This is a genomic window from Psychrobacter immobilis (assembly GCF_904846185.1).
Taxonomy (GTDB): domain Bacteria; phylum Pseudomonadota; class Gammaproteobacteria; order Pseudomonadales; family Moraxellaceae; genus Psychrobacter; species Psychrobacter immobilis_B.
Genome location: NZ_CAJGZQ010000020.1, coordinates 26,609 through 39,275 on the forward strand (window position 1 = coordinate 26,609; position 12,667 = coordinate 39,275).

Annotated in this window: 10 protein-coding genes; 3 read left to right on the forward strand and 7 right to left on the reverse strand. The window is 42.5% G+C overall.

The genetic code is table 11. From position 1 onward, the window contains the following. The first annotated feature begins 131 nt into the window (after positions 1 to 131). The gene (locus JMW94_RS11145; RefSeq protein ID WP_201604456.1) at positions 132 to 1,433 is read left to right on the forward strand and encodes an MFS transporter; all 1,302 of its coding nucleotides are present in this window, start codon (positions 132 to 134) and stop codon (positions 1,431 to 1,433) included. A gap of 132 nt (positions 1,434 to 1,565) precedes the next feature. Continuing rightward, positions 1,566 to 2,537, forward strand: coding sequence for a tRNA dihydrouridine(20/20a) synthase DusA (dusA, locus tag JMW94_RS11150; protein ID WP_201604457.1), 972 nt, complete (start codon positions 1,566 to 1,568; stop codon positions 2,535 to 2,537). 65 nt (positions 2,538 to 2,602) lie between these two features. Here the strand turns inward: dusA and JMW94_RS11155 are convergent, their stop codons facing one another. The 4 genes from JMW94_RS11155 to JMW94_RS11170 form a co-directional block, all read right to left on the reverse strand. Continuing rightward, positions 2,603 to 3,391 (reverse strand): CPBP family intramembrane glutamic endopeptidase, encoded by a 789-nt coding sequence (locus tag JMW94_RS11155; protein WP_201604458.1) that lies wholly within the window; start codon positions 3,389 to 3,391, stop codon positions 2,603 to 2,605. 76 nt (positions 3,392 to 3,467) lie between these two features. Continuing rightward, entirely contained in the window at positions 3,468 to 4,358 is an 891-nt protein-coding gene (locus tag JMW94_RS11160; protein WP_201604459.1) for an alpha/beta hydrolase, read from the reverse strand. Between the two features lie 135 nt (positions 4,359 to 4,493). Beyond that, a complete protein-coding gene (gene sppA, locus JMW94_RS11165) occupies positions 4,494 to 5,549 on the reverse strand; it encodes a signal peptide peptidase SppA (RefSeq protein ID WP_045451362.1) in 1,056 nt (351 codons plus the stop codon). Positions 5,550 to 5,755: 206 nt separating this feature from the next. Next, positions 5,756 to 8,743 carry a ComEC/Rec2 family competence protein gene (locus JMW94_RS11170; protein ID WP_201604460.1) on the reverse strand — a complete coding sequence of 996 codons (2,988 nt, stop codon included), beginning with the start codon at positions 8,741 to 8,743 and terminating at the stop codon, positions 5,756 to 5,758. Between the two features lie 323 nt (positions 8,744 to 9,066). On the opposite strand from JMW94_RS11170, the gene JMW94_RS11175 reads away from it, so the two are divergent. Then, complete coding sequence (locus JMW94_RS11175) at positions 9,067 to 9,642, forward strand: DUF2062 domain-containing protein (RefSeq protein ID WP_227685489.1); 576 nt, start codon at positions 9,067 to 9,069, stop codon at positions 9,640 to 9,642. A 183-nt stretch (positions 9,643 to 9,825) separates the two neighbouring features. On the opposite strand, the gene JMW94_RS11180 is transcribed toward JMW94_RS11175, so the two are convergent. The 3 genes from JMW94_RS11180 to JMW94_RS11190 all read right to left on the reverse strand — a co-directional run bounded on the left by JMW94_RS11180 (position 9,826) and on the right by JMW94_RS11190 (position 12,549). Next, positions 9,826 to 10,137 (reverse strand): hypothetical protein, encoded by a 312-nt coding sequence (locus tag JMW94_RS11180; RefSeq protein ID WP_226950370.1) that lies wholly within the window; start codon positions 10,135 to 10,137, stop codon positions 9,826 to 9,828. Between the two features lie 340 nt (positions 10,138 to 10,477). Then, positions 10,478 to 11,158: a lipoprotein-releasing ABC transporter ATP-binding protein LolD gene (gene lolD / locus JMW94_RS11185; protein ID WP_045451357.1), complete on the reverse strand. Its 681-nt coding sequence runs from the start codon at positions 11,156 to 11,158 to the stop codon at positions 10,478 to 10,480. A gap of 155 nt (positions 11,159 to 11,313) precedes the next feature. Next, positions 11,314 to 12,549 carry a lipoprotein-releasing ABC transporter permease subunit gene (locus JMW94_RS11190; RefSeq protein WP_055123885.1) on the reverse strand — a complete coding sequence of 412 codons (1,236 nt, stop codon included), beginning with the start codon at positions 12,547 to 12,549 and terminating at the stop codon, positions 11,314 to 11,316. Positions 12,550 to 12,667: the final 118 nt, after the last annotated feature.

Consider the following 12,667-nt stretch of genomic DNA (forward strand, 5'->3'; position numbering starts at 1 on the left):
TTAGCTCAAACGTCTTTATTTTTTCGGCAAATCATTATTTTTCATATTGATTTGTCGTTTTTTATTATAGCCGGTTATCCAGATAATAATCGGCTTAACGAATACTATTATATGTGGATGCGCGACCTATTATGCCTTCTCGTTCTCAATATGCAATGATGTCCTCTAAAGACAGAAACACCGTACTGTTTATCTGCTTTAGCAGCGCAGTCGCGTTTTTTGATTTTTTGATTTATTTATATCTAGCAGATATCATGGCGACCGCTTTTTTCCCTGCCAATATTGACCCAGCTATTACAAAGGTGCAAGGGCTCGGTCTATTTGCAATTGGCTATTTGGCACGCCCACTTGGCGGCATCATCTTTGGTCGTTATGGTGATATTAAAGGTCGAAAACCTATACTGTTGATCAGTATATTAGTGACGGCGGCCAGCTTGTTGACGATGGCATGCTTACCGACCTATGGGCAATGGGGGCTGATTGCACCAACCTTATTTATAGTCTTGAGGCTGATACAAGGCATGGCATTTGGTCTTTATGTGCCACTCGCTTGGGTTTTTGTGGCAGAGCATGTACCGCGCCAATATTCGTCAGTATCTTGTAGCTATGTCACCGCCAGTTTTTATGTAGGCGTGCTGTTTTCTAATGCCTTTTTTCTTTGGTTAACCAATTCTATGACGACTGAGCAATTGGCTAATTACGGCTGGCGCTTGCCATTTTTCATCGCGGCTATTCTGAGTTTATTGCCATTACTGGCGTGGCGATGGATAGATGAGTCACCCTTTTTTCTGGAAATGAAAAATTCAAAACCAAGCGATTATGTTGCCAAACCCTTTAATTTACTCTTTAAGCATTGCAAACATTCGCTATTTATCGGTATGGTTCTCACGCTTATTGTTTCTAGCATCACGACCGTTGTTGTGCTATTGCTACCCGATTTGATTGAATTACGTTTTACCTTAGACAGCGATTTATTTGGATTCTCACACAGTCTGGGTATTGTGTTCATGGTTTTTGGTTGTATTTTTTATGGGATAATATCCAACCACCAAAACTTCGGTAAGATTCTGACGGTTGGCTCTATTCTTTTAATCGCTCAGATGTTTGCCTTTTTTTACCATCTGCAAGCCAGCGGTGACTACATCCTTATTATGTATGCGCTTTTAGGCTTTTGTGCTGGCATCGTTGGGATGATACCTGCCATCCTTGTACAGTTATTTCCGACCAATGTACGACTAACAGGAATGGCTTTTTGTTATAATATCGCCTACGGTATTGTTGGAGTGCTTGTGCCTTTTGGACTGGGTTATGCCACTCTGTATGTGAGTTTCTCACCAGCGCTCTACATTGCATTTATCGGTTTTATCGGCATAATAATGGGTATTTATTTTTATAATTTGCCTGAATTCAAAAAAATCGACCACATTATTTAGCTAGTTAATAGCTGCCTATTGTCTGCATAACGATTGAAATTAAAAAATTAAGGTGCAATCGTATGTCTCATACATTGCACCTTGTTCATTTATTTAAGACACCAATATTATAAAATATTAAGGCTCAAAACCATGGTTGATATGACCAACAAACGTCTTTCCGTTGCACCCATGATCGACTGGACAACGACGGATTATCGTTATTTCGCTCGGCTTTTTAATCCGCATGTTTATTTGTACACCGAGATGATCAGTACAGGCGCGCTGATACATGGCAATCGAGCACGGCATCTGCGCTTTGATACGCTTGAGCATCCGCTGGTACTACAGCTGGGCGGCGCAGATATTAGCGAGATGACGCAATGTGCTGAATTTGCGCAGCAGCATGGTTATGATGAGGTCAATATCAATGTTGGTTGTCCCTCTGATCGCGTACAGCATAATAAAATAGGTGCGTGTTTGATGGCGGAGCCTAATACGGTCGCTGATTTGGTCAAACACATGCAAGCGGAGGTCGATATCCCAGTAACCGTGAAGCATCGTATTGGTATCGATGATTTTGACAGTTATGAGTTTATGGTGGATTTTGTAGAAAAAGTGGCAGCAGCGGGTTGTACACGCTTTATTGTCCATGCACGTACTGCATGGCTACAAGGGCTTAGCCCCAAGCAAAATCGCGAGATACCACCGCTACGTTATGAGGATGTCTATCGTCTCAAACAAGATTTTCCACAGCTTGATATCGAGATTAATGGCGGCATCGATACTGTTAAAGACATCGAAGCACATTTGCAGCATGTGGATGGCGTGATGATTGGTCGCGCGTTTTATCACAACCCTTACCTATTAGCAGAAACCAATAGCTTATGGAACGAACCAGCACCTAAGCGCTCAGATATTCTAGCGCAGCTGTATCCGTATATGCAGGCGCAGATTGCTAAAGGTGAAGCACTGCCAACGATGACAAGACATTATTTAGGGTTGTTTCAAGGACTGACGGGTGCGCGCAAATGGCGACAGGCATTAAGTGGTAAACCTCAGCTAACAATCGACGATATCAAACGGGCAGCGGATGAGGTGTTACTACTAAATCCTGATGCTTAAGAAAATTCATTATTATGACGATAGCATAAAAGTGTAATAATAACGCCGAAATAGCCATTGTTTATCTAGGCGATTTGCGCAATATATTGCCACATCGCCGCCCCATTATTCACGATATGCAATAATATCGGCAGTAACAGCGAGCCTGACTTGATACGCGCGTAGCAAAATATCAATGCCAGTACCACGATGGTACTGATTTCATAAATACCATACTGCACATGGATCACCGCAAATATCAAGCTGGTCACGACACTTGCTACGATCGCCCCTCGATGCTTTGAATAAGTTGACGAGGTAAATTGCTCTTCGATCGCTGACCATAATAGACCACGAAATATCAACTCTTCATAGATTGGCGCGACAATGACCATTGCAAATATCAACAGCCATACTGAGCTGACAGACTGATATAAAGGGTCGACGAAGAGCAGTGGCGATTTATCAAGCAAATAAGTTAATGCCTGACTGCCAATCATAAATATCAATAGCAGCCCAAGCAATCCCATACCCACCGCAAATGAGAACGGCTTTAACGCTAAATACTGCCGGCTATCGCCGCCTCTTACACGGATCACCAAAAGGCTAATAGCGATCAATAGCACGCAGCCTATGATAATAGAGAGGCTGACCACGGTGCCATCGTTACTACCAAAAAAGAAGATATCAGCCATGGTTGAATTTTTAGAAGCCGGTAATACTAACTTGCCAGCAATATACACGCCTAGCAGCTGACTCATAAAAAATGCCATCAGCATACCAACAGTCAGTAGAAAGACACCCAATCGTGAAAATAGCGGCGTGCGCTTAGGCGGCGTATTAAGATTGTGCGAACCAGTAGCATTTTTTAGCATAAAGTCATTACTCAAACGGATATTTTGTCAGCTCGCATTAACATAAGCAATAATGAGCATAAATAGTCATCAGCGATTATGTTGGTAGTTGTTGCTCAATCAATGATAATACTTGCTGAGAGACCGACTCTGGATACTCAAGTGGAAACATATGACCACCGGCATGGGTCTCATAAGGAATATTCAAACGCGACTTTATTTGTTGCGGAAATCGGCGTTTTAAAAAGATACTGTCTTGACCGATAATCAAAGTAACAGGCGGCTTTGGTCCATGATTTGGTGCCAGCCAATACCAAGATGGATTGGTGCGAAAGACAGCGACCTCACTGGCTTTCGGAATCGCCAATGTCACTTTGCCATCCGCACGTTCTTGTAGCCCATGCTCGATATAGCCTTGAAAACTGCGTTCATCAAAGTTTTTGAAAAAGCCTTTGTGCCGCATCTTATCATACGCATCTGCGCGGCTATCCCAGACATCACGGCGATGCTTAGACACGCCAGCTGGTGACAATTTATCCATCAGGCGGTTATTCATCATCGGCAATCTATCCGCCGTCTTTGCCAAATGCCATAGCAAGCTCACTTTGCCATAAATCCAAGGTGGATCCATGAGTACCGCTTGGGCAAAGTACTGCGGCGCACGATACAATGCCTGCAAGGTACACATCGCACCCAGCGAATGGCCCACTGCCACTACTTGCGACACACCATGCTTCTCACAGGTATTTTTGACACTATCAATAATCTGCTGTGTAAGACTACGCCAATGATCATCGACTGGATAATCAGGCGTTGCACCCAGCATGGCAATATATTCAATGGTAAAAAATTCTGCTAACTTCTCAAAAAATGGCTGATAAACCGCACTTGGCATCCCATTAGCATGAGCAAAATGCAGGACAGGTTTGTTGGTTATTGTAGAGACAGGTAAAGCAGTAAAAGTTGGCAAATTAATTTCATCACTCATGACAAGCTCTCTTCGATTTAAGTCGCTATTTAGGATATTTTTTATAATCATTGAATCTCATATACAATTAAGGCTGAGCATAATCATACGCTCAGCCTCAACAATCATACACAGTAAATCTCAAACATAAAACGCTTAACGCATCTGCGCATTACCTTCTTCTTGCGGTAAAACGTCAAGGCTGACACTAGAGCCAATGCCCGCACCCAATTTAACAGCAAAGCGGTCCATGAATAATTGGAACGGATCTGTTGGGCTATAATTGATGACATTATCCAGCTCTAACTGCTTTTCTAAGCTAGCGATGCTGCCTTTCTTATCGGCTAAGCCAAGCTCAATCGACTGCTCGCCTGTCCAGAATAATCCTGAGAACAGCTTATTTTGTTCAGGATTTTTGAGACGATCACCGCGCCCTTCTTTCACTGCATTAATGAAATGCTTGTGGGTGTTGTCCAATACTTTTTCGACATGTTTTTCTTCATAGTCCGTTAACGGACGTGACAAACTTAAGATGTCTTTGTATTCACCAGCAGTAATCGTACGATCTTCTACGCCGACTTTATCCATCAAACCTTTGATGTTATAGCTTGGCATAATCACGCCGATAGAGCCAACCAAACTTGATGGGTTCACATAAATCTCATCCGCCGCAGAAGCAATATAATACGCGCCAGAAGCACCCATATCACCAATCACCGCATAGAGTTTTTTGTCTGGATATTCTTTACGCAAATCCATCATAGTCTGCCAAATTTCATCAGACTGTACTGGTGAGCCACCAGGTGAATTGATATCCAATGCTACCGCCTTTGAATTGCTATTTTCAAAAGCACGGGTCAATGCCTCATTGACATCATAAGCGTTGGCCACATCGCCACTACTAATGACACCTTGTAGCTCAACCACAGCTAAATGCGGCTTGCTCGTGTCAACACCATCTAAACCCGTTGGCGCGCTGCTGCTGCAACTACGACCAAGCGTCAGAAATATCAGTAAAATATAACCAAAGGTCAATAGTTTAAAAAAGATACTCCAGCGACGGGCGCGGCGTTGCTCGACCACACTAGCCAATAAAGTGTTTTCAAGCAATCGCCATTCTTGTCCACTCGGCTGGCTTGGCGGCGACATCGGTACTGGCTGATTTGCCGAATTGTCAGGACGTTTGTTAGGGTCTGGTGGCCAGTTGGGCATATAACTTCCTAAGTCAGAAACAGTCTAAAGCAATAAAAAGAGAAGATAGAAATACAGTCAGTAATAAGGAGCTGCTTGTCACTCCAAATACGATCACAGTCATCTATATTCATAGGCTGCTAAGTATGGTGGTATTTCAATCATGGTTCAATAGTATAACTGGGAAATATCACTATATTGTAACATTGATTAGATAAGCGATATTTTTATGGCGTCATATTGGTCGTATCTACTGCCGCATTGAGAAACAACGTTGCTTCTGGCATTTTGTCATCATAAGTGATCATTTCAGTGATTGTTTGACGATTTATCACATCGGTAGTTATCTGTGATGTGCTATGTCCTAGCCATGTCACATTACGAAAAGTACGTGGTTGCTCAGGTGGTTCAACTGGACATAATAATGTCCACATTTGCCAAATGCGCTGATGAGTATCTGCATTTAATATCAGACGTGCCTGAGGCATATTGGCTTGATGAGTCGGTGGCTGGCTACTTGATGTGAGTGTTTGCGCAGTGGCAGGTGTTGATTTGAGTGGATCAGCCGCATTATATTTTAATACCCTTATGGGCAAGCTGGCATCTATAGCCACCGTACAATCCCAAATACTGGGACTGTCTATTTTGCTCCACCCTGTCAATGCTTGTATGGACAAATCACCATTGCCCAACTGCCACGTTTTGCCTTGTTCACAACGTTGCACACTGATATTCGTCATGTCCTTGGATTGGCTAGTGACTTTATAGGCTTGCTCAAATGCAGACCAACGATCAGAGCGTCCTGCTTGCCAATACTGACTAATAGGTAAACGCTGATTAAGCTGAAAAACCGTCAAAGGTAACAGCTCAGAAGCATTAGCATTAGAAGCTAAATACTTCTTATCAGTAGCAAGCGTATCCGTCAATCCAGCACTACTACTCTGCACAACCATACCCTCTAGTGTATCAACTGACAAGCTACCCAGCTGCTGCGCCAATGTCATCGACAGCTTATTCGCCGTTAGATTACTTGGCATCGTTCGTGCGGCATTGGGTCTGTGGTCAGATAAAAATAGCCAGCTGATGTTTTTCTTATGCGTATCTGTTGTGGATGACTGCTTATTATTGGTAACAGGATACTGCAACAAAGCAGCGCTTATATAGGGGTCACCCGTTGGTAAGATATACAAGGTCGGTATTGTCGTTAGTGATTGCTGATTGGCATAGACCGTCATCATTAATAAGGTTAGTGGCGGCAGTGCCAGCAAACGACTGATAAATCCTCGTGGTAGTAGCCATGGCAACATACTTAATAGTACCATCAGCAATATGGCGACATTCACAGGAGTATAAAGCCACGCTTCTGACAATGCAGGTAATGAAGTTAACCACGTTATCAGTTCATGCAATTTCGCGACAATGGCGCTAACAAGCAGCCAAATACTATCAGCAATAGCAGGTGATAAAAGATAGCAAAGCCCTGCTAACAGATTAAGCGGCACAATCACCCAACCAAATAAACCGATAGCAAACAGATTGATGACAAGACCCCACAGCGACGCCTTGCCAAATAATAACAATGTAATAGGTAATAAAGTAATAAATAGCCAAAATTGTAATTTGAATACACGTTTGCCTATTATCCAAATACGCTTGAATACAGTATTTACTACACTGGCATTATGAGCAGATGCCGTTTTTGATACGACGGCTGATTGCGTATATGATGTATCATCATATTTAAGGAGTAATGCCACTGCGATAAAAGATAGCCAGTACCCTGCCTGCCATAATACGTAGGGATCAAGCCATGCCATCAACACTGCCAAGGCAAACAACACCCGCATCGTACTAACCGGCAATAATGTTAAACGGACCAAACCTATCGCGAATAACATCCATGCGGTACGAGCAGCGGGTACATCAAAACCAGTAAATAGCGCATAAATAAAAGCAGCAGCGATCATCACCCACCAGCGCACTTGCCAACGCGGTACATAACGATAAACCCTTGGCCATAGCCGATCAAAAAGCAACACCGCCGCACCCGCCAGCATAATCGCTAAAAACAATACATGAGTGCCAGAGATAGCCAGCAAATGTGAAATACCAGCCAGTTGATATAGATCTTTGGTCTCACGATTGATTAAACTGCGATCACCTGTGAGCAAACTTAAAGTGACCGCTTCTGCCTGTTGCGTTGCTGTGGTCTGTGTTGACCAATCTTGATAAAAATGCTGGCGTAATTGCCAACGTCCTTGATTAATATAAGTCTGAAAACGCTGCAGATATGAAGAAGAGGCAAACGCTGGCTTTGATACCTCAGTATTGGTGACATTTGATGTGCCAACGGTCAATATATTAGCGACTCCATCAATATGACGACCTCGCAGCCAGCGATAACTGTCAAAACCAGATGGATTGCTCAACGCTTGCTCAGAAGTCGCCAGTGGTGCAAGCGCTAAACTCATAAACAGCTGATCGCCAGGTTGTAAATAATTTAAGCGGTCAAACGGATTGCTGTCCAAATTTTTCTTGGACGATTGTTTTGATGGTTTTTTTGGATAACCATTGAGCAATACACGGTACGTGACATTTTTGCCGTTATTGTTATTCGAGTTATTTTCATACAATTTTTTATTACTTAGGCTATTATTTTCATCTATTAGAAAGTTATTGGTCATGGCATCTAAATCTTCAACCGCCAACGCCGACACTAAGGGTGATATATCGCTAATGACAGCAACTTGTCGATAGCCACTGTCCGTGGCGACGTCATAAACGCTGTCACTTATTCCTTCGATGGTGACTAATGCTTGCACACGCATTGGCTCAGTGATTTCTGTTAATTCTGCTTGTTGATAGCTAATCAGGGCTTGCAGCGCACTGCCAATGATTAATCCAATTGCCAATACAGCAACTAAAACATGAGTCAAAATACGAAAGAAGAGTTTAGATTTATATGAAGTATTATGTGAAGGATTACGTGAAGAGAGACCAGCAGTATGTTGCGATAAATGGCTGGGTTTTGCAGAAGGTACATTAAACTGGGCAATAACCATCAGGATAATAGCAAAAATAATGAGCAACAAAGATAAGGTGGGAGTATTTAATATATCCATTAACGATGAACTAGTGGGTATCGCCATACTATCTGCGACTGCCAAAACGCCCATCATGGCGATAATAATCAAGCTACCAATCAACCAGTACACCAGCGCTCCTTGCTTGATGAGGTGAATATTAGTTTTTGCCTAAATAAAGCCATTTGTTATGATAAATAGCCACTTAATATGACGAAAATGTACCGAAACACCAAAACACAGATTGATACTAAAACCAGAAACAACAACTGATACGTCATGCAATAGCATTTATATAACTATTACCCTATACTGACTGACATATTGCGATGATGATAATCTGACATCATTATCCTCTATATCCTCAGCTGTACACTTTATGAATAATATTACTTTATAGCAGACCATCAATGCGATTGAGCGGACTGTAGCTAACGATTACAAAAGGCGATCCTGTGCCCCAAAAACGTCTGAAAGACCTGCTTCCTACGCCAGAGAAAATCTTAGAAAGTCGCACCTTAAAACTGTTCGCACCGCATTTGGCTGATCCACGATTATGGCACTTTAATCGACATAGCTTAAATAAAGCGGTCTATATTGGGGTGCTTAGTGCGTTTTTCCCATTGCCAGGGCAGATGCTACTGGCTCTAGTTGGCTCATTAATTTTTCGTGCCAATGTTCCCATGGCACTCGGTTTGACTTGGATTACCAATCCACTCACGAGCTTGCCGATCTTTTATGCAGGCTATTATATCGGTGCCAAAATCCTTGACGTACCGATGATTAGTCTGCGGCTTATCGGCAGGATGATTGCTGATTTTAGCTTATGGGCACTGTCAGATGGTGCAAATCCATTTATTACTTATCGCGGCACGGTATCGATTGCTGCTTTTTGCATAGGCTTGACGATCTTAGCGATTGTGACCAGCATCGTTTGTGGACTGGCATTTAAGGCGGTTTGGCGCTACAAAACCGTCGTGAGCTGGCAAAAGCGTCAGCAAGAACCTTCTGATAAATCGCCTAAAATCTAATATATACTGCTGTTACCAAGTCATGGTAACCATAACGTAGCGAACCACCCTTTACTATCAACCATTCACTAACGATAGCAATCTAGGTCACCATCTATCCTCGATTATTCTATGCTATGTCTCGATATCACCTTAAGCTGGCTATGACTTAAAAACAAAAGTCATTTTCTTTGTTGATACCAGTCACTCTGCTTCTTTATTCTTTTCTATGGCTGCGAGGATGTTGTCCGTAAGGCTAGTGTCCATCACGAAAACTTCAACTACTTTTTCATCTTTAAGTAATGTATAGCGTTTGCCCGTTGCACTGTCTTGAGCTTTTAGATCATAATCAACGCCAGCCAAAGTAATGGCATCAAAAACGGGTGTTAATAGGTCTATTTGTGCCTGTTTATCAATTGTCTCGAATAACGTCACATCCATATAGGGTTTTAACGGTTCATTGCCTTCTTCGGCACTGCCAAAAGCAGCGATTGGGTCGTCATCTCTATCCATCATAATAGTCCTTCTTCAATAAATTGGCGGCATTTTGCAGCCCCATTTTGCGTTTATTTTTATTAAAACTTAGGGTCTGTTGAACATAAATCTTGTCGTTCTAGGGTATATCCTCATTTAATAATGATGATAAAAGCAAGACAAATTGCCGTTAAACAAGAGAAACAACACAGATCATAGTAAATATTAATCAGCAGTTCAGTTCAACGACGTTTGATAAAGTTTAGCCCATGTAGATAACAATTGACTTAAATCAGGACACACCCTACTACTTAATAACCATAACCATAACCATTTACGCTATTAAAAATAAAGCGTTAAAAAATGCAGTGTTAAAAAACAGTTAATACTGCTCCCAATGACCATTACGTAGCAATAACTGACGATCTGCCAACGCCGCGAGATTGCGATCATGTGTCACCATTAATAGTGCGGTCTGCATGGTATTTTGCAGCTCTGATAATAATCCAAACACGCTTTGCGCATTGTCATAGTCCAAATTACCAGTTGGCTCATCTGCCAAAATGAGCGATGGCTTCGTAACCAAAGCACGGGCAATAGCCACACGCTGACGCTCGCCGCCCGATAGCTCACCAGGTCTATGCGCCAGACGGTGCTCAAGTCCGACACTTTCTAGTATCGCAATTGCTTGCTCTCTTGCTGAAGTCGTTGAGACCTCTGGTCGCATCAATAACGGCATCGCAACGTTTTCAATGGCAGTAAATTCGGCTAATAAGTGATGAAACTGATAAATAAATCCCAGATGCTTGTTACGCATGGCACCGCGCTCAGTTTCATTCATGCTATTTAACAATTGACCATGTAGCCAGACCTCGCCGCTGGTTGGCGTATCAAGACCACCAAGCAAGTGTAGCAAAGTGCTCTTGCCTGAACCACTGGTGCCAACGATGGCGATGCGCTCGCCAGCATGGACGGTCAAATCCAAGCCAGTCAATACTTGCGTACTAACCGCCCCTTCATCATATATCTTGTTGATATTTTTCGCCTCTAAAATGGCAGACATGGCTTTTCCTTTATTCTATTTATACTGGTATTGATGCTGTATTCAGCGCTACAAACAATTTATCAGCCTAAACTTGCATTAAAATTAATTTTAACTAACAAGCATTGGTGATAACTTAAACTGTATATAAAAACTTAAGCGGCATATAAAATCATTTATTCATAACGCAACGTCTGTGCTGGCTGAATCTTAGCCGCTCGGCGTGCTGGATAAATAGTTGCCAAAAAGCTCAGTACGAAAGACGCACCTGTAATCAATACTACATCTAGTACACGCAACTCTGATGGCAAATAATTAACAAAATACGCATCAAACAAGTTCAAATTAAAGACTTGATTAATAAAGCCTAAAATATCACTCACTGTAAGCGCAAATATCACGCCCAGTATCGTACCAGCAATCGTACCAATCACACCGATGACCACGCCTTGCACCATAAACACTTGGGTAATCAAACGAGGAGATGCACCAAAAGTTTTTAGAATCGCAATATCCGCTTTTTTATCAGTTACGAGCATCACTAGGCTGGAGACAATATTAAAAGCTGCTACTAAGATAATTAAAAATAGCAGCAAGCCGACCATGGCTTTTTCCATTTGAATCGCACCAAATAGGTTGCCATGCGTTTGTGTCCAATCATTAGGATACAATTGCTGAGGGGCAATAGCGGCGGCTTTTTCTGCTGCCATCGGAGCGGTAAAGATGTCATTGAGCTTCATACGCACACCCTGCGCGCCATCTGGCAGACGCAACAGTTTTGCCGCATCACCCATCGGGATAAATGCCATGAGGCTATCCACTTCTGGACTGATGGTAAAAATACCTGTCAAGGTAAAGCGCTTGAATCGTGGTATCACGCCAGCTGGTGAAGGCGATGCCTCTGGCAGCACTAGCGTCACTTTATCACCCAGTTGCAGCCCTAGAGACTGTACCATCTCTTCACCTAGTACAATATTGAACTCACCACTTTGTAAAGTATCAATACTGCCTTGAACCATATGTTCATTGATAATAGAGACATCTTTTTCGTATTCAGGATCGACACCAGTGACCATAATCCCTGCAACCTGACCGTTTGACGTCAACATCCCTTGCAGTTGAATAAAAGGCGCTACAGCTGCCACTTCAGGATCTTCTTTAATTTTATCAGCCAATTGCTTCCAATCACTGATAATCTCGGTGGAAACGACCGTTGCTTGCGGAACCATACCCAAAATACGGGTTTTTAACTCCCGATCAAAACCATTCATGACTGATAGCACCGTGATCAATACGGCAACCCCAAGAGTCAAACCAATCATCGAGATAAGCGAGATAAAGGAGATAAAACCATTACTACGCTCTGCTCGGGTGTATCGTAAGCCGATAAACAACGCTAAAGGACGAAACATATTCAAACTCTTTATCTTATCTACGTGCGACTTTATATATACTATAAAACGAGCAACAGCAAATGCATCTCACACCTGCACTTGTCATAGTCACATATAAATCGAACACAAAAACAGG